General features: G+C 71.5%; 13 protein-coding genes. 11 read left to right on the plus strand and 2 right to left on the minus strand.

Annotated features, from left to right (window positions below):
• The first annotated feature begins 73 nt into the window (after positions 1 to 73).
• The 3 genes from secD (at position 74) to EWV39_RS06330 (ending at position 5,347) form a co-directional block, all read left to right on the plus strand.
• The gene (gene secD / locus EWV39_RS06320) at positions 74 to 1,831 is read left to right on the plus strand and encodes a protein translocase subunit SecD (RefSeq protein ID WP_129657876.1); all 1,758 of its coding nucleotides are present in this window, start codon (positions 74 to 76) and stop codon (positions 1,829 to 1,831) included.
• Entirely contained in the window at positions 1,824 to 2,933 is a 1,110-nt protein-coding gene (gene secF, locus EWV39_RS06325; RefSeq protein WP_129657878.1) for a protein translocase subunit SecF, read from the plus strand. Before secD ends, secF begins: the two co-directional genes overlap by 8 nt.
• Before the next feature lie 122 nt (positions 2,934 to 3,055).
• Positions 3,056 to 5,347, plus strand: coding sequence for a RelA/SpoT family protein (locus EWV39_RS06330; RefSeq protein WP_238148242.1), 2,292 nt, complete (start codon positions 3,056 to 3,058; stop codon positions 5,345 to 5,347).
• 120 nt (positions 5,348 to 5,467) lie between these two features.
• Here the strand turns inward: EWV39_RS06330 and EWV39_RS06335 are convergent, their stop codons facing one another.
• Together EWV39_RS06335 and EWV39_RS06340 are read right to left on the minus strand one after the other, a co-directional pair.
• Positions 5,468 to 6,100 carry a hypothetical protein gene (locus EWV39_RS06335; RefSeq protein ID WP_129657882.1) on the minus strand — a complete coding sequence of 211 codons (633 nt, stop codon included), beginning with the start codon at positions 6,098 to 6,100 and terminating at the stop codon, positions 5,468 to 5,470.
• Positions 6,101 to 6,307: 207 nt separating this feature from the next.
• Complete coding sequence (locus EWV39_RS06340; RefSeq protein ID WP_238148124.1) at positions 6,308 to 7,666, minus strand: DUF349 domain-containing protein; 1,359 nt, start codon at positions 7,664 to 7,666, stop codon at positions 6,308 to 6,310.
• A gap of 247 nt (positions 7,667 to 7,913) precedes the next feature.
• On the opposite strand from EWV39_RS06340, the gene hisS reads away from it, so the two are divergent.
• The 8 genes from hisS to alaS all read left to right on the plus strand — a co-directional run bounded on the left by hisS (position 7,914) and on the right by alaS (position 17,876).
• Positions 7,914 to 9,260 carry a histidine--tRNA ligase gene (gene hisS / locus EWV39_RS06345; RefSeq protein ID WP_129657886.1) on the plus strand — a complete coding sequence of 449 codons (1,347 nt, stop codon included), beginning with the start codon at positions 7,914 to 7,916 and terminating at the stop codon, positions 9,258 to 9,260.
• Between the two features lie 128 nt (positions 9,261 to 9,388).
• Positions 9,389 to 11,167 (plus strand): aspartate--tRNA ligase, encoded by a 1,779-nt coding sequence (aspS, locus tag EWV39_RS06350; protein ID WP_129657888.1) that lies wholly within the window; start codon positions 9,389 to 9,391, stop codon positions 11,165 to 11,167.
• A 44-nt stretch (positions 11,168 to 11,211) separates the two neighbouring features.
• Complete coding sequence (gene dtd / locus EWV39_RS06355; protein ID WP_129657890.1) at positions 11,212 to 11,670, plus strand: D-aminoacyl-tRNA deacylase; 459 nt, start codon at positions 11,212 to 11,214, stop codon at positions 11,668 to 11,670.
• The gene (locus EWV39_RS06360; RefSeq protein WP_129657892.1) at positions 11,667 to 13,091 is read left to right on the plus strand and encodes a replication-associated recombination protein A; all 1,425 of its coding nucleotides are present in this window, start codon (positions 11,667 to 11,669) and stop codon (positions 13,089 to 13,091) included. The genes dtd and EWV39_RS06360 overlap by 4 nt, the downstream gene beginning before the upstream one ends.
• Positions 13,092 to 13,371: 280 nt before the next feature.
• Positions 13,372 to 14,007, plus strand: coding sequence for a 30S ribosomal protein S4 (rpsD, locus tag EWV39_RS06365; RefSeq protein ID WP_420329946.1), 636 nt, complete (start codon positions 13,372 to 13,374; stop codon positions 14,005 to 14,007).
• Between the two features lie 156 nt (positions 14,008 to 14,163).
• A complete protein-coding gene (locus EWV39_RS06370; protein WP_129657895.1) occupies positions 14,164 to 14,577 on the plus strand; it encodes a DUF948 domain-containing protein in 414 nt (137 codons plus the stop codon).
• Entirely contained in the window at positions 14,574 to 15,134 is a 561-nt protein-coding gene (locus EWV39_RS06375; RefSeq protein WP_129657897.1) for a hypothetical protein, read from the plus strand. Before EWV39_RS06370 ends, EWV39_RS06375 begins: the two co-directional genes overlap by 4 nt.
• Before the next feature lie 60 nt (positions 15,135 to 15,194).
• A complete protein-coding gene (gene alaS / locus EWV39_RS06380) occupies positions 15,195 to 17,876 on the plus strand; it encodes an alanine--tRNA ligase (RefSeq protein ID WP_129657899.1) in 2,682 nt (893 codons plus the stop codon).
• The last annotated feature ends 24 nt before the right edge of the window (positions 17,877 to 17,900 follow it).

The raw sequence follows: 17,900 nt of genomic DNA on the forward strand, positions 1-17,900 counted from the left end.
CCAGATCAGACCCATAGCGCGAGGCGCCCGTGATCCACGGGCGCCTCGCTCTGGAAGCGCGTAGGACTAGCTCATGGCTCGCACTCAGCGCACGGTCGGGGCCCGCAAGTCCCTGATCCTGCTCGTCGCCATCATCGCGGTGATGATCGGCGCCATCGGACTCTCGGCGACCAAGTTCGGGCAGCCGTGGACCCCGAAACTCGCCCTCGACCTCTCCGGCGGCACCCAGATGATCCTCTCCCCGCAGGTCAGCGGCTCGGAGGGCGAGGCCATCAGCTCGGACCAGCTCGACCAGGCGGTCGAGATCATCCGGCAGCGCGTCGACGGCGCGGGCGTCTCGGAGGCCGAGGTCACCACGCAGTCCGGGAGCAACGTCGTCGTCTCCCTGCCGGGCATCCCCGACCAGGAGACCCGCGACCTGATCCAGGCCTCCGCGCAGATGACCTTCCGCTCGGTCCTCCTGGAGGGGGAGGGGACCCCCGTCCCCGAGGACGCCCGCCAGGACTACTCGCAGATGGACGCGGACCCGCCCGAGCCCGCCAGCGGCTCCGACCCCAACTGGATCACCCCGGACCTGCAGGAGCAGTACGACGCCCTCGACTGCGGCGCCGAGGGGGACGACGCCCAGGAGGCGGACTCCGACGCCGCCGCGGTGGCCTGCTCCGCCGACGGCACGATGAAGTACCTGCTCGGCCCGGTCGAGCTCGCCGGCTCCGACATCAGCGACGCGAGCTACTCGCAGGTCCGCAGCGGCAACGGCACGACCACCACGGGCCAGTGGGGCGTGAACATCCAGTTCAACGACGACGCCACCGAGACCTTCCGCCAGATCACCGAGCGGCTGTACGGCATCTACGGGATGAACCAGGAGGACCCCAAGGCCGCCTTCGCCATCATGCTCGACGACGAGGTCCTCTCCGCGCCGCGGGCCGAGGCCGTCGTCGCCAACGGGCAGCCGCAGATCACCGGCAACTTCACCGAGGACCAGGCCCGGACCCTCTCCGAGCAGCTGAAGTACGGCGCCCTGCCGATCAGCTTCACCATCCAGTCCGAGCAGCAGATCTCGGCCACCCTCGGCACCGACCAGCTCGAGATGGGCATCATCGCCGGGCTCATCGGCCTGCTGCTGGTCTGCCTCTACTCCCTCTTCCAGTACCGCGTCCTGGGCCTGGTGACCATCGCCTCGCTCCTCATCGCCGGCGTCATCTCCCTGGCGGCGATCGTCCTGCTGGGCTGGGGGGTCAACTACCGCCTCTCCCTGGCCGGCGTGGCGGGCCTGATCATCTCCATCGGCCAGACCGCCGACTCGTTCATCGTCTACTTCGAGCGGATCAGGGACGGGCTGCGCGACGGCAGGGGGGTGCCCTCTGCCGTGGACCACGGCTGGCTGCGCGCCCGGCGGACCATCCTGGCCTCCAAGGCGGTGAACCTGCTGGCGGCGGTCGTGCTGTACTTCGTGGCCGTGGGCAACGTGCGCGGCTTCGCCTTCACGCTCGGCCTCACCGCGATCGCGGACCTCATCGTCATCTTCTGGTTCACCCACCCGCTCATGGTCCTGCTCTCCCGGACCAGGTACTTCGGGCAGGGCAGACGGCACTCCGGGCTCGACGCCGCCTCCCTCGGGGCCGTCCCGCTCTACCGGGGCGCCGGCCGGCTGCGCGACCCCGAGGACTCGCCGCGGCTGCGGAGAGCGGCCGAGGTCGAGGGGCCGGAGCCGCCCGACCCGATGACCATCGCCGAACGCCGCCGCGCCGAGGCCAGGCGCCGCGCCGGGGACGAGCCGTCCGAGAGCCGCGAATCCGAGAGCAGCGAAGGAGCCAGCAATGTTTAGATTCGCCCAGCTCGGCAGCAACCTCTACACGGGCCGGACCTCGGTCCCCTTCATCCCGCGCAAGCGCCTGTGGCTGTCCCTCTCCGCGGCGCTGGTGGTGCTCTCGCTGATCGCCCCGCTGCTGATGGGCGGGCTGAAGCTCGGTATCGACTTCCGCGGCGGCTCCGAGTTCACGGTCTCCAACACCGCGAGCACCGACATCGAGACCGGCGAGGACGCCGTCGCCCAGAGCACCGGGGCGGAGCAGACCGTCGTGACCAACATCGCGGCCAACACCGTCCGGGTGCAGACCGAGCAGCTCGACGACGAGGAGACCCTGGCCGTCCGCGACGCGCTGCAGCAGGCCTACGACGTCGAGGAGGGCGACGTCACCTCGACGTTCGTCGGGCCCACCTGGGGCCAGGGCGTGACCCGGCAGGCCCTATGGGGCCTGGTGGTCTTCGTCGCCCTCGCCACGATCGGCATGGCGCTGTACTTCCGCACCTTCAAGATGTCGATCTCCGCGATGGCCGGCCTGCTCTTCACGGTGATCACCACGGCCGGGGCCTACGCGGTCTCGGGCTACGAGGTCACGCCCTCGGCGATCATCGGCTTCCTCACGATCCTCTCCTACTCGCTCTACGACTCCGTCGTGGTCTTCGACAAGATCCGGGAGAACACCAAGGACCTGGAGCACAACGCGCGGCGCACCTTCGCCCAGGAGGTGAACCTCGCCGTCAACCAGACCCTGGTGCGCTCCATCAACACCTCCGTGGTGGGCATCCTCCCGGTGGGGGCCATCCTGTTCGTCGGCGCGATGCTGCTCGGGGCCGGAACGCTGCAGGACCTCTCGCTGGCGCTGTTCATCGGCATCATCATGGGCACCCTGGGGACGCTGTTCGTCTCGGCGCCGATCTACGCCGTGCTGCGCCAGCGCGAGCCCGCCGTGCGGGAGCAGGCGGAGCGCCTCGAGCGGGGCGAGATCGAGGAGGCCGCCGAGGATGAGGCGGGCGAGCCCGCCGAGGAGACCCCGGGGGAGAGCGAGGGCGAGCAGGAGGTCCAGCCCATCCCGCGGATGGACCCGAGCGGCAGGGATCGGCCCGACAACGGGGCGGTCGTCTGAGAGCGAAGCGTGGCGGGGAGCACCTCGCGGATGCGACTAGACTGGGTCCATCACACACGCGCTGAGGAGGTCGGGCCATGAATTCGCCAGGCGAGGATCGAGGACATGGGACCCACCGGGTCATGTCCGCGTCGACCAGGACCCCTGAGCGCAGGGCCTTCCCCCGCGCCCAGCTGAGCGACCCCGGCGTCATCGGCTCGGACCCGCACCGGCCCGTCTCCCCGGTCCTGGTGCCGCTGCTGCGGGCGGTCAAGGCGAACAACCCGGGTGAGGACCTCTCGACGATCGAGCGCGCCTTCGCCGTCGCCGACCGCTGCCACACCGGGCAGAAGCGCAAGAGCGGCGACCCCTACATCACCCATCCGGTCGCGGTGACCACCATCCTCGCCGAGCTCGGCGCCTCGGGGGCGACCCTGATCGCGGGCCTGCTGCACGACACCGTCGAGGACACCGACTACACCCTGGAGCAGCTGACCGCCGACTTCGGCGCCGAGGTCGCGGAGCTGGTCGACGGCGTCACCAAGCTGGACAAGGTGACCTACGGCGAGCACGCGCAGGCCGAGACAGTGCGCAAGATGGTCATCGCGATGGCCAAGGACATCCGCGTGCTGGTCATCAAGCTCGCCGACCGGCTGCACAACGCCCGCACCTGGCGGTTCGTCTCCCGCGAGTCGAGCTCGCGCAAGGCCAAGGAGACCCTGGAGATCTTCGCGCCGCTGGCGCACCGCCTGGGCATCAACACCATCAAGTGGGAGCTGGAGGACCTCTCCTTCGCGGCCCTGGAGCCCCGGATCTACGACGAGATCGTCCGCATGGTGGGGGACCGGACCCCGGAGCGGGAACGGCAGCTGCGGCAGATCCGCTCGGAGGTCATCGACGAGCTCGCGTCCTCCAAGATCGCCTGCGACGTCACGGGCCGCCCCAAGCACTACTACTCGATCTATCAGAAGATGATCCTGCGGGACAAGGAGTTCGACGAGATCTACGATCTCCTCGCCATCCGCGTCCTGGTCGACTCGGTGCGCGACTGCTACGCGGCGCTGGGCGTGATCCACGAGGTGTGGAAGCCCCTGCCGGGCCGCTTCAAGGACTACATCGCGGTCCCGAAGTTCAACACCTACCAGTCGCTGCACACGGCCGTGATCGGTCCCAACGGCCGCGCCGTCGAGGTGCAGATCCGCACCCACGAGATGCACCAGAAGGCCGAGTACGGCATCGCGGCGCACTGGAAGTACAAGGCCGCGGCCCGGGGCGAGGCCTCCGCGGACCGCTCGAGCGCGGACGAGACCGCCGAGGGCATGAAGTGGCTCCAGTCGCTGATGTCCTGGCAGAGCGAGACGAAGGACTCCTCGGAGTTCCTCGACTCTCTGCGCTACGAGGTCAACGCCCAGGAGGTCTTCGTCTTCACCCCGGCCGGGGACGTCCTGTCCCTGCCGGCCGGCTCCACGCCCGTGGACTTCGCCTACTCGATCCACACCCAGGTTGGCGACCACACCATCGGCGCCAGGGTCAACGGCAAGCTCGTGCCGCTGTCCTCGAAGCTGCAGCACGGCGACCGGATCGAGATCCTGACCACCAAGGCCGACGACGCCGGCCCCAGCGAGGACTGGCTGAAGTTCGTGGCCAGCCCCCGCGCCCGGACCAAGATCCGCCACTACCTCACCAAGGAGCGCCGCGAGGGCGCGATCGAGAAGGGCAAGGAGAACCTGACCCGCTCGATGCGCCGGCACAGCCTGCCGCTGCAGAAGCTGCTGACGAGCAAGCTGCTGGTCTCCGTGGCGGAGGAGCACCACAAGACCGACGTCGCCGCCCTCTACGAGGCGGTAGGCGAGGGGCAGATCAAGGCCCAGGAGGTCATCGACCGGCTCGTGGACCTGCTCGGCGGGCAGACGGGCACGGAGGAGGACCTCGAGGAGGAGACCTCCATCACCACCAAGTCCCGGCCGCAGTTCGGGGACTCGGGGGTCATCGTGGAGGGCGCCGACGGCGTCTACACCAAGCTCGCGCGCTGCTGCACCCCGGTGCCGCCGGACGAGATCATGGGCATCGTCACCCGCGGCAACGGCATCTCCGTGCACCGAGTGGACTGTCCCAACATGCGCCAGGCCCAGGACGACCCGCGCCGCATCGCGGTCCAGTGGGCCCCCACCAAGTCCTCGGTCTTCCTCGTGGAGATCCAGGTCGAGGCGCTGGACCGCCGCTCGCTGCTCTCCGACGTCACCCGGGTTCTCTCCGAGAGCCACGTCAACATCCTCTCGGCCAACGTGCACACCAACGTCTCCCGGCTGGCGATCTCCCGCTTCTCCTTCGAGATGGGGGACCCCCGCTACCTCGACCACGTGCTCAGCACGGTGCGCAACATCGACGGCGTCTACGACGTCTACCGCATCACCGGCTCGCGCCCCACGAGCTGAACGACGCCGCCCGCGCGCGGTCTCATCCGGTCCGAGCCGGCACGGCCGCTGGTGCCGGCAGGTGATCCCGGGAGAGCCGATTCGTCCGAGGGCGGGAGGAACGAGGGGCCGGGGTCCTCACTACGGCCAGGGCGCGAGGCGCCGGATCCGCTCGAGTGCCTCCGCCCGGTGCGGCACCCGCCGCAGGGCGTGCAGCGCCGCCTCCACCACCGGCGGCGAGCAGCCCAGCTCCGGGGCGCGCAGCATGGTGGCGATCGCGACGTCGGCCCGAGGGCCTCGGGCGAACAGGGCGAGGTCCGCGCAGGTGCGCAGCGGCGTCGTCGCGCGCACCGGTCCGCAGCCCAGGTCCTCGAAGCGGGAGTAGCCGGTGAACCGGCGCGTCACGAAGGCCTCCTCCCAGCGGTGGAACTTGTGGGTCAGGGTGCGGCGCGCCGAGCACTCGAGGAGTCGGGGCTCCGGAGCGCAGCCGTAGATCCACGCGGCGGTCATCCGGTGCAGCAGCAGCGTGCTCCGGCTGGCGGGGCGGAGGAGGAGCCCCGCCGCCCATCCCCGCAGCCGCGGGGTAGGCCGCCGGGTCGCGTAGATCCCGTGCAGCAGGGGGAAGAGGACGGCGCGGGCCGCCAGGGCCTGGGCCTCCGACTCGGTGAGGTCGAGGCCGCCGCGCAGCAGCTGCGGGGGAGGGCGGAGGGCGCTCAGCTCGGTCAGCAGGCCCCGCCGCGCCTCGCGGTACCTGGTGCCGGGAGATGCGTTCATGCCTCCATCAGACACCGGGGGCGAGGCCGGGGCGAGGGGTTCGCCGCATCTGTGGATAACCTCGTCGCGGACGACGACTTCCCGTCCCGCCCGCGGCCGGGCCCTGACGTCCCGGCCCGCTGCCGGCGGGCCACCGGGCGCGCCGCGCCTCCGTCCCGTTCCCGACGCACCGGGAGCTCGGCGCGCCGGGGCGGGGAGGGTGCGCTTCTAGCCCTCCTCGGACGTCTCGCCGGCCGAGGCGCGCAGCTGCTCCAGCCACTTCCGCCGTGCCTCGAGGGCCTCCTCGGCCTTCGAGGCGGCCTTCGCGTCGCCGGAGCGCCGGGCGGCGTCGAGCTCCTCCTCGAGGCCGGAGATCGTCTCCTCCAGCTGCGAGAGCATCGACTCGGCGCGGGCCTGCGTCTCCGGGTTGGAGCGCTCCCAGCGAGCCTGCTGGGCGTCCTCGATGGCGTTCTGCACCTTCTGCAGCTCGCCCTCGATGCGCCGCAGGTCCCGCCGCGGGACCATGCCGGCCGCGTCCCACTGGTCGAGGATGGGGTGCAGCGCGGCCTTGGCGGCCTCGACGTCGGTCACCGGGAGGATCTCCCGGGCCTGCCGCAGCAGCTCCTCCTTGACCTTCAGGTTGGCCTCGAACTCGCGCTCGGTCTCCTCGTTCGCCGCCGCCCGGGCGTGGAAGAAGACGTCCTGGGCGGCACGGAACCTGGCCCACAGCGCGTCGTCCTCCCGGCGGGAGGCGCGGGGAGCGCGCTTCCAGCGGTCCATCAGGTCCCGGTACTTCGCCGCCGTACCGGCCCAGTCGGTCGAGTCGGAGAGGGCCTCGGCCTCGGCGATCAGGCCCTCCTTGGCCCTCTTCGCCTGCGCGTTGCTCTGGTCCAGCTGGGAGAAGTAGGCGCGGCGGTGCTTGTCGAAGGCCGTGCGGGCGGTGCGGAACCGCTTCCACAGCTCGTCTTCCGTGGACTTGGGCAGGCGCGCGCTGCGCTGGGCGGTCTTCCAGGTGTCGAACAGGTCGCTCATCCGCGCGCTGGAGTTCTTCCAGTGGGTCTGCTGCGGATCCTGGGCGGCCACCTCCTCGGCGGCGCGCACGATCGCCTCGCGCTCGGCGAGGTTCCGCTCCTTGGCCTCGGCGGCCTCGGCCTGCTCGGCCTCGGCGCGCTGGGAGATGCCCTCCTCGAGGGCGGCCAGGCGCTCCTCGAGGCGGGCGATGTCCCCCACCATGCCGCGCTCGGCCAGCAGCTCGCGCAGCTTGGCCGCGGAGGCGGCGGCGTCCTGGGCCGCGGCCCTGAGCTGGAGGCGGGACTCGAGCAGGGCCAGCTGGGCCTCCGCCTCCTCGTACTTGCGGGCGAAGTACGTCAGGGCCTCCTCGGCCGTGGCGTCCGGGTAGGCGCCGACGGCGATCTCCTCGCCGCGCAGCAGGACGTAGACCGTGCCGTCCTCGCCGACCTTCCCGAAGGCCTTGGCGTCCTCGATCGGCCGCGAGGCCCCGGCGGGCGGGGCGGGCTTGCGGACCGCCGTGTGCTCGGGCAGCTGGGCGGGGGTGGGCTTTTCGTCGGATTGCTGACTAGGGGTCACCGCTGAAACTCTTTCGCATCGGGAGGGGCCCGGGGGCCATGGGGTCCACCGGCGACGCCGTCGTGCCGCGCACGGGAGGCGTCTCGCCGTCCCTCCAGCATATGGGACGTGGGTCACCGATGCTAAGCGTCGCACCCCCGTCATGCCCCGCCCGGCGCGGCCACAGGTCGAGACGGCCGTTTCGACCCCCGTGGCGGCACGGTCTACTCTTAATGGGACTGCGCTCAGCCCACCCGAGGAGAGGTACATGGCCCGTAAGGCTTCCCTGTCAGGTTTTCCCGAACTGCTGCCCGAGGAGAGGGTCGTGGAGAACCATGTGCTGGACGTCCTGCGCCGGACCTTCGAGCTGCACGGATTCTCCTCGATCGAGACCCGCTCCCTGGAGACCGTCGAGCAGCTGCTCCGCAAGGGCGAGATCGACAAGGAGGTCTACGCCGTCTCCCGGCTGCAGGAGGACGAGGCCGCGCGCTCGGCGGAGAAGCTGGCCCTGCACTTCGACCTCACCGTCCCCTTCGCGCGCTACGTCGTGGAGAACGCCGGGCACCTGAGCTTCCCGTTCATGCGGTACCAGATCCAGAAGTCGTGGCGCGGGGAGCGTCCCCAGGAGGGGCGCGCCCGCGAGTTCACCCAGGCCGACATCGACGTCGTGGGGGAGGACGCGTTGCCGTTCCGGTACGACGTCGAGCTGGCCCTGGTGATCGTCGACGCGCTGGGCAAGCTCCCCATCCCGGACTTCGTCATGCGGGTCAACAACCGCAAGCTCTCCGAGGGCTTCTACCTCGGCATCGGGCTGGAGGACACCGCCGGCGTGCTCCGATCGATCGACAAGCTGGAGAAGATCGGGCCCGAGGCCGTCGCGCAGCTGCTGCGCGAGGAGCTCGGCGCGAGCGAGGAGCAGGCCGCCGCCGCGCTGAGCCTGGCCGCCATCCGCGCCGAGGACACCTCCTTCGTCGAGCGCGTGCGCGAGCTCGGGGTGACCCACGAGCTGCTGGAGGAGGGGCTGAGCGAGCTCGCCGAGGTCATCGGCGAGGCCTCCAAGCGCGCCCCGGGCCGGGTCGTGGCGGACCTCTCGATCGCCCGCGGCCTCGACTACTACACCGGCACCGTGTACGAGACCTTCCTGGTGGGCCACGAGCAGCTGGGCTCCATCTGCTCGGGCGGGCGCTACGACGCGCTGGCCTCGACGCAGAAGCGTACCTACCCCGGCGTCGGGCTCTCGATCGGCGTGACCCGGCTGGTCGCCCGCATCCTCTCCCAGGGCCTGGCCACCGCCTCCCGCAAGGTGCCCTCGGCCGTCCTGGTGGCGCTGACCGACGACGACGCCTGGTCGGCCGCCCAGGACGTGGCGGACTCGCTGCGCTCCCGCGGCATCGCCTGCGAGGTCTCCGCCTCCGCGGCCAAGTTCGGCAAGCAGATCAAGTACGCCGACCGGCGCGGGATCCCCTACGTGTGGTTCATCGGCGAGGACGAGCACGGGCCCACCCACGAGGTCAAGGACATCCGCTCCGGCGAGCAGGTCCCGGCCGACCCCGCCCGCTGGGAGCCTCCGCACGAGGACCTGAACCCGCAGGTCGGCCCGCCCTCGGAGGGCTGAGCCGCGGCCGTGAGCTTGCCCACCTCGGGCGAGCGGGCCGCCCCCGCCGCGTGCGCCCCGGCGTAAAATCGGCACGAATCCACACCCCGGCGGGACGGACCGCCACCCTCGAAAGGACGTCACCCACTGTGCTACGCACCCACACGCTCGGCGAACTGACCGCCGCGAACATCGGAGAGACCGTCACCCTCGCCGGCTGGGTCGCCCGCCGCCGCGACCACGGCGGCGTCGCCTTCGTGGATCTGCGCGACCGCGAGGGGGTGACGCAGTGCGTGTTCCACGACGAGGCGGACTTCGAGGCGCTGCGCAACGAGTACGTCCTGCAGGTGACCGGCGAGGTCACCCGCCGGCCCGAGGGCAACGAGAACCCCAACCTCGTGACCGGCGAGATCGAGGTGGAGGTCAAGTCCACCCAGGTGCTCAACACCGCGGCCCCGCTGCCCTTCCAGATCGACGAGCACGTCGAGGTCGGCGAGGAGGCGCGGCTGCGCCACCGCTACCTCGACCTGCGCCGGCCCGCGCCGGCGTCGATCATGCGGCTGCGCTCCGAGGCGAACCGCGCGGCGCGCGAGCTGCTGCACGAGGACGGCTACCTCGAGGTCGAGACGCCCACGATGACCCGCTCGACTCCCGAGGGCGCGCGCGACTTCGTGGTGCCCGCCCGCCTCGCGCCGGGCTCCTGGTACGCCCTGCCGCAGTCCCCGCAGCTGTTCAAGCAGCTGCTGCAGGTCGGCGGCGTCGAGAAGTACTACCAGATCGCCCGCTGCTACCGGGACGAGGACTTCCGCGCCGACCGGCAGCCGGAGTTCACCCAGCTGGACATCGAGGCATCCTTCGTGGAGCAGGACGACGTGATCGACCTGGGCGAGCGGATCGTCGCTGCCCTGTGGAAGCTGATCGACGTCGAGGTGCCCCGCCCGATCCGCCGGATGACCTACGCCGAGGCCATGGCCAAGTACGGCACGGACAAGCCGGACCTGCGCTTCGGCCTCGAGCTGACCGAGCTCACCGAGTACTTCCGGGACACCACCTTCCGGGTCTTCAAGGCCCCCTACGTGGGCGCCGTCGTGATGCCCGGCGGGGCCTCCCAGCCGCGGCGGACCCTGGACGCCTGGCAGGAGTGGGCCAAGCAGCGCGGGGCCAAGGGCCTGGCGTACGTGCTGGTCCAGGAGGACGGCTCGCTGACCGGGCCGGTGGCCAAGAACATCACCGAGGCCGAGCGCGAGGGCCTGGCCGCCGCGACCGGCGCGCAGCCGGGCGACTGCGTCTTCTTCGGCGCCGGGGAGCGCCGCTCCTCCCGCGCGCTGCTGGGCGCGGCGCGCGTGGAGATCGGGCACCGCACCGGGCTGATCAAGGACGGCGACTGGGCCTTCGTGTGGGTCGTGGACGCCCCCATGTTCGAGTCGGCATCCGAGGCCGAGGAGTCCGGCGACGTCGCCCTGGGCAGCTCCGCCTGGACCGCCGTGCACCACGCCTTCACCGCGCCCAAGCCCGAGTTCGCGGACACCTTCGACCAGGATCCGGGCGAGGCGCTGGCCTACGCGTACGACATCGTCTGCAACGGCAACGAGATCGGCGGCGGCTCGATCCGCATCCACCGCCAGGACGTCCAGGAGCGCGTCTTCAACGTCATGGGCATCGGCGAGGAGGAGGCGCAGGAGAAGTTCGGCTTCCTGCTGGACGCCTTCCAGTACGGCGCGCCCCCGCACGGCGGGATCGCCTTCGGCTGGGACCGCGTCGTCGCCCTGCTGGCCGGGACCGACTCGATCCGCGAGGTCATCGCCTTCCCCAAGACCGGCAACGGCTACGACCCGCTGACCGCGGCCCCGGCGCCCATCACGCCCGAGCAGCGGCGCGAGACCGGCGTGGACGCCAAGCCGAAGAAGGCGGAGAAGGCGGAGTCCTGATCCGCTAGGGTCCTCCGCCGTCCCGCCGCCGGTAGAGTGGAGGCATGCGCATCGTGCTCCAGACCGTCTCCCGCGCCCGCGTCACCTCCGAGGACGAGGTGGTGGGCGAGATCGAAGGGCCCGGGCTCCTGGCGCTGGTGGGGATCACCCACGGCGACGGCCCGGCCGAGGTGGAGAAGCTCGCGGCGAAGACCTGGGGCCTGCGCCTGCTGCCGGGGGAGCGCTCCTGCTCCGACACCGGCGCCCCCATCCTGGCGGTCAGCCAGTTCACCCTCTACGGCGACGTGCGCAAGGGGCGGCGCCCCTCGTGGTCTGCCGCCGCCCCGGGCCCGGCCTCCGAGCCGGTCTTCGCCGCCTACGTCGCCCGTCTCCGGGAGCTCGGCGCGCGGGTGGAGACGGGCCGGTTCGGCGCGCACATGGACGTCGAGCTCGTCAACGACGGCCCCTTCACCCTGGTGCTGGACAGCGCGGAGCTGCTGCCCGGAGAGCGGAGGCCCTCATGACCCAGTCCCTGTTCGACCAGGCCGACGACGACCTGCCCGAGGGCGCCGGGCCCGCGGCCGGGGACGGCGAGCGGGGGGACGACGCCGCCGGCCGCTCCCGGCGGTCCCGCGCGCCGCTGGCGGTCCGCATGCGGCCCCGCGCCGTCGAGGAGATCGTGGGCCAGCAGCACGCCCTGACCCCCGGCTCCCCGCTGCGGGTGCTGGCGGGGGAGGACTCCGGCCCGGCGGGCCCCTCCTCGGTGATCCTCTGGGGTCCGCCGGGCACGGGCAAGACGACCATCGCGCACGTGATCGCCCGCGGCACCGGCCGCAAGTTCGTCGAGCTCTCGGCGGTCACGGCCGGGGTCAAGGACGTCCGGGCCGTGATGGAGCAGGCCCTGACGGACCGCGACCTGCACGGCATGACCACGGTGCTGTTCCTGGACGAGATCCACCGCTTCAGCAAGGCGCAGCAGGACGCGCTGCTGCCCGGCGTCGAGAACCGCTGGGTGGTCCTGGTCGCCGCGACCACGGAGAACCCCTCCTTCTCGATCATCTCGCCGCTGCTCTCCCGCTCCATCCTCGTGACGCTCAAGCCCCTGGAGGACGCCGACATCGGGGCCCTGCTGGACCGCGCGGTCGCGGACCCGCGGGGGCTGGGCGGCTCGGTCGAGCTCGAGCCCGAGGCGAGGCGGCACCTGGTCGAGATGTCCGGCGGGGACGCCCGCCGGGCGCTGACGAGCCTGGAGGCGGCCGCCGCTGTCGCCTACGGGGAGTCGGAGGACGCCGAGGAGCCGATCACGGTCACCGAGAAGCACTCGGAGGAGGCGCTGGACCGCGCCGCGCTGCGCTACGACCGCGCGGGGGACCAGCACTACGACGTCATCTCCGCCTTCATCAAGTCCATCCGCGGCTCCGACGTCGACGCCGCCCTCCACTACCTCGCCCGCATGATCGAGGCCGGCGAGGACCCCCGCTTCATCGCCCGCCGCCTCGTGGTCCACTCGAGCGAGGACATCGGCATGGCGGACCCGACGGCGCTGCAGACGGCCACGGCCGCCGCCCAGGCGGTCCAGCTGATCGGGATGCCCGAGGCGCGGATCAACCTCGCCCAGGCGGTCATCCACCTGGCGACCGCGCCGAAGTCGAACGCCGTGATCACCGCGATCGACGGCGCCCTGGCCGACGTGCGCGCCGGCGGCGCCGGCCCCGTCCCGACCCACCTGCGGGACGCCCACTACGGCGACGCCGCCCGGCTGGGCCACGGCCGCGGCTACATCTACGCGCACGACGCGCCCCACGCCGTCGCCGCCCAGCAGTACGCCCCGGACAAGCTGGTGGGCAAGGAGTACTACCGGCCCACCGAGTACGGGGCGGAGAAGGGCCTGAAGCGGCGCGTGGCGATCATCCGGGACCTGCTGCGCGGGCGACGGGGCGGATAGCGGGGGACACGGCCCCCAGCACAGGAGACGCAGGACACATCCCACGGGTGCCGCGCGGCACTGACAATCCTGCACGGTTGGTCTAGGGTTGGTGGTTGGCTGGCAAGCCGTCCAAAACGCGCCCCGCGGGGTGATCACCGGGCGGTTGTAGTGAGGGTTGCGGCTGACCCGAGCTCTCCACCGCGCAAAACCGTGCGCGGCCACCCCGATGGAGGCCAGTCCGGCAGAACAAATGGTGCCGGGCTACCGCGCCCGGGATCAACCGCATGAAAGGCAATACGTGGCTACCAACAGCAAGCGTGCGCGCAATCTTGTGCGCAAGTCCCGTGCCCTCGGGATCGCCCTGACCCCGAAGGCAGAGAAGTACTTCGAGCGTCGTCCCTACGGTCCCGGCCAGCACGGCCGTGCCCGCAAGAAGGCCGACTCCGACTACGCGGTGCGTCTGCGCGAGAAGCAGCGTCTTCGCGCCCAGTACAACATCCGCGAGGCCCAGATGCGCCGGGCCTACGCCGAGGCCAAGCGCGTCGAGGGCCAGACCGGTGAGAACCTGGTCGAGATCCTCGAGTCCCGCCTCGACGCCCTGGTGCTGCGTTCGGGCTTCGCCCGGACCATCGCCCAGGCCCGCCAGCTCGTGGTGCACCGTCACATCATGGTCGACGGCGTCCGCGTGGACCGCCCCTCCTTCCGCGTGAAGGCCGGCCAGCTGATCCACGTGCACCCGCGCTCCGAGAAGATGGAGCCGTTCCAGGTCGCCGCCACCGGCGCGCACCAGGATGTCCTCCCGGACACCCCGGCATACCTGAACGTCGAGATCGACAAGCTGCACGCGAAGCTCGAGCACGCCCCCAAGCGCGCCGAGGTTCCCGTGACCTGCGAGGAGCAGCTCGTGGTCGAGTACTACGCCCGCATGGCGTAGGGACGTGAAGCCGACCGACGGCCCGGGGCATCCGCCACGGGCCGTCGGCACGTTAAAAGTCGGATGACGTAAACTAAGACAGGTTGTGCGTCCGGAGACGAGAAACCGGGGACAGCGCCAGCACCACAGACGAGTCATCGAGGAGACGGTTCACCTATGACGGGCGGAGAGATCGCAGGACTCATCGCGGCGGCGGTGTTCGCCGTCCTCGTCGCGCTGCTGGCGATGCCCATCATCAAGCTGGGCAGGGTCTTCGACGAGACCCGGGAGATGGTCCGCCAGCTCAACGAGGGGACGGGGCCGCTGATCGAGGAGTTCACCCGCACCGTCTCCACCACCAACTCCCAGCTGGAGAAGGTCGACGGCATCACGGACAACGTCTCGGACGCCTCCGCCAACGTCTCCGCGCTCTCCAGCCTGGTCGCCTCCACCGTGGGGCAGCCCCTGATCAAGATGGCGTCGTTCTCCTACGGCGTCCGCAAGGCCTTCCGCCCGCACGACGGCGCGGCCCGGCCCGGCTCCGAGGGATCCGCCCCGCAGGACGCCGCCGAGGACGGGGGTCCGCGATGAGCGCCTGGGGACGCGTCGGGATGCTTCTGGCGGGAGCCGCCGTGGGGTACGTCGCCGCCAAGCGCGGCCGCACGGCCCTCGAGGTCGCCGGCGAGCTGGTGACCCGCGGCGGCACGCCGGCGCACCGTTCCGGGCCGGAGACGCCGCTGGGCCGGCTGTGGGACTCCCGCGCCGCCGAGCCCCTGCGCCGCGGCGCTCTCGGCGCCATCCGCTTCGCCGCGACGGTCAAGCAGGGGATGCAGGAGCGCGAGGACGAGCTGAACGGCCGCTACGCTGTACCGACCCAGCGCCCGCGTCCCGCGGCGTGGGAGAGGCTCGCGCCCGCCCCGGAGAGTCCCCGTCCCGTTCACCCGCCGCACGGGCACCAGACTCACCCCCCGCACGGACACCAGCCCCCGGCCCCGGACGCCCTCGGGCCCGGCGCTCAGACCCCCGACTCCCCGGCCCCCAGGGGCCCGGCCTCCGGCGGCCCGGCTCCCGGACCGCGGGACCGCCGCTCCGGCGGGCACCGGGACGACGACCTCCCCGACGACTTCTTCACGGGGCGCGGCGCCTGACGGCCCCCGGCCTCACCCTCTCAGCTCAGAACCCACCGGACGAAAGACGAATCAAGCCACATGCTCTCCCAGGAAATCACCCAGCGCTGGATCGACTACTTCGAGGAGCGCGGCCACACCGCGGTGCCCTCGTCCTCGCTGATCTCCCACGAGGCCGGTTCGATGTTCACGATCGCCGGCATGGTTCCCTTCATCCCGTACTTCCTGGGCCGGGAGACCCCGCCCTACTCGCGGGCCGTCTCGGTTCAGAAGTGCATCCGGACCAAGGACATCGAGGAGGTCGGCAAGACCGCCCGCCACGGCACCTTCTTCCAGATGGCCGGCAACTTCTCCTTCGGCGACTACTTCAAGAAGGAGGTCATCCCGTTCGCCTGGAACCTGCTGACCTCCCCGGTCGAGGAGGGCGGCTACGGGCTGGACCCCGAGCGCCTCTGGGTCACCGTCTACGAGGGCGACCAGGAGGCCTACGACATCTGGACCCGCGACGTCGGGTTCCCCGCCGAGCGCGTGCAGCGGATGAACATGGAGGAGAACTACTGGGACACCGGCCAGCCGGGCCCCGCCGGTCCCGACTCCGAGATCTTCTACGACCGCGGCCCCGCCTACGGGCAGGAGGGCGGCCCCGCGGTCGACGACGAGCGCTACATCGAGATCTGGAACCTCGTGTTCATGCAGTTCCAGCGCGGTGAGGGCGTCGGCAAGGACTTCGAGATCCTCGGCGAGCTGCCCCGGAAGAACATCGACACCGGCCTCGGCGTGGAGCGCCTGGCGATGCTGCTGCAGGGCGTGGAGAACTTCTACGAGACCGACCAGGTCCGTCCCGTCTTGGACAAGGCCTCCGAGCTCTCCGGCAAGCGCTACAGCGGCTCCGAGTCCTCTGCGGACGAGGGCTACGAGGACGACGTGCGGATGCGCGTCGTCGCGGACCACATCCGCTCCTCGCTGATGCTCATCACCGACGGCGTCACCCCCTCCAACGAGGGCCGTGGCTACATCCTGCGCCGGCTGCTGCGCCGCGCCATCCGGGCCATGCGCCTGCTGGGCGTCACCGAGCCCTGCCTGCCGGAGCTGCTGCCCGTCTCGCGCGACGCCATGAAGGGGGTCTACCCCGAGGTGGCCACCGACTACGAGCGGATCAGCCGGATCGCCTACGCCGAGGAGCGGGCCTTCCTGCACACCATCGAGTCCGGCACCGCGCGCCTGGGCGAGGCCGTGACCCAGGCCAAGTCGGGCGGTACTGCCGTGAGCGGCGAGGACGCCTTCGCGCTGCACGACACCTACGGCTTCCCCATCGACCTCACCCTGGAGATGGCGGCCGAGGCCGGCGTCGCCGTGGACGAGGAGTCCTTCCGCTCCCTGATGGCCGAGCAGCGCCACCGCGCCCAGGCCGACGCCAAGGCCAAGAAGGGCTCGCACGCCGACCTCTCGGCCTTCCGCGAGCTCGTGGACGAGCGCGCCTCGGTCTTCACCGGGTACACCCAGCTGCGCACCGAGACGACGCTGCGCGCCCTGCTCATCAAGGGCGTCACGACGCCGGCGGCCGGCGTGGGCCAGGAGGTCGAGGTCGTCCTGGACGAGACCCCGTTCTACGCCGAGGCCGGCGGCCAGGCCGCGGACACCGGCCTGATCACCGGGCCGGGCTTCACCCTGCGCGTCACGGACGTCCAGCAGCCGGTCAAGGGGCTCACGGTGCACCGCGCGCAGGTGACCGAGGGCGAGGTTGTGGCCGGCAGCGACGTCGTCGCCCAGGTGGACGTGCAGCGCCGCCGCGACGCCGAGAAGGCGCACTCCGGCACGCACATCGTCCACGCGGCCCTGCACACGGTGCTCGGCCCCGAGGCGGTCCAGCGCGGCTCCTTCAACAAGGAGGGCTACCTGCGCTTCGACTTCGCCTGGGCCGAGGGGCTCTCCGGCGCCGCCCGCCAGGAGGTCGAGGAGGTCTCCAACACCGCGATCCGGGACAACCACGAGGTGGTGACCCGCGAGATGCCGCTGGCCGAGGCCAAGGCCATGGGCGCCATGAGCCTGTTCGGTGAGAAGTACGGCGACGTGGTGCGCGTCGTCGAGATCAACGGCGAGTTCTCCCGCGAGCTGTGCGGCGGCACCCACGTGGGCAGCTCCGCCGAGATCGGCTCGCTCTCGCTGATCTCCGAGGCCTCGGTTGGCTCGGGCAACCGGCGCGTGGAGGCCCTCGTGGGGCTCGACTCCTTCAACCACCTCGCGACCGAGCGCACGCTGGTCAGCCAGCTCTCCTCGATGCTCAAGGTGCAGTCCTCCGCGGAGCTGCCGGAGAAGATCTCCAGCACCCTGGACCGGCTGAAGAGCGCCGAGAAGGAGCTCGAGAAGCTGCGCCGGGAGAAGCTGCAGGCCGAGGCCGGGCGGCTCACCGAGAAGGCCGAGCTGATCGGCGGCGTTCGCCTGCTGGTGCACGACGCCGGCGAGGTCGCCGCCGACGAGGTCCGCTCGCTCGCGACCGACCTGCGCCACCGCCTCGGCGGGGATCCGGCCGCCGTGGCGGTGGCCGGCGTGCAGAAGGGGCGGCCCGTGGTGGTCGTCGCGACCAACGAGGCCGCCCGCGAGGCCGGGGTCAAGGCCGGTGCGCTGGTGCGCACCGCGGCCGGGGCGCTCGGCGGCGGCGGGGGCGGCAAGGACGACCTCGCCCAGGGCGGCGGTCAGGACCCGAGCAAGATCGGCGTCGCCTTCGACGCCGTCAAGGCCCAGGTCTCGAGCGAGGCGAAGTAGAAGCGACGAGCGGATAGGCCACAG

This window comes from Rothia halotolerans, from assembly GCF_004136635.1.
Classification (GTDB): domain Bacteria; phylum Actinomycetota; class Actinomycetes; order Actinomycetales; family Micrococcaceae; genus Rothia; species Rothia halotolerans.

Bases quoted from the DNA above. Each gene is read 5' to 3' on its own strand.
- dtd (WP_129657890.1), top strand. From the start codon at position 11,212: ATGCGCATCGTGCTCCAGACCGTCTCCCGCGCCCGCGTCACCTCCGAG.
- EWV39_RS06370 (WP_129657895.1), top strand. From the start codon at position 14,164: ATGACGGGCGGAGAGATCGCAGGACTCATCGCGGCGGCGGTGTTCGCC.
- EWV39_RS06360 (WP_129657892.1), top strand. From the start codon at position 11,667: ATGACCCAGTCCCTGTTCGACCAGGCCGACGACGACCTGCCCGAGGGC.
- EWV39_RS06335 (WP_129657882.1), bottom strand. From the start codon at position 6,100: ATGAACGCATCTCCCGGCACCAGGTACCGCGAGGCGCGGCGGGGCCTG.
- hisS (WP_129657886.1), top strand. From the start codon at position 7,914: ATGGCCCGTAAGGCTTCCCTGTCAGGTTTTCCCGAACTGCTGCCCGAG.
- secF (WP_129657878.1), top strand. From the start codon at position 1,824: ATGTTTAGATTCGCCCAGCTCGGCAGCAACCTCTACACGGGCCGGACC.
- EWV39_RS06330 (WP_238148242.1), top strand. From the start codon at position 3,056: ATGTCCGCGTCGACCAGGACCCCTGAGCGCAGGGCCTTCCCCCGCGCC.
- secD (WP_129657876.1), top strand. From the start codon at position 74: ATGGCTCGCACTCAGCGCACGGTCGGGGCCCGCAAGTCCCTGATCCTG.
- EWV39_RS06375 (WP_129657897.1), top strand. From the start codon at position 14,574: ATGAGCGCCTGGGGACGCGTCGGGATGCTTCTGGCGGGAGCCGCCGTG.
- alaS (WP_129657899.1), top strand. From the start codon at position 15,195: ATGCTCTCCCAGGAAATCACCCAGCGCTGGATCGACTACTTCGAGGAG.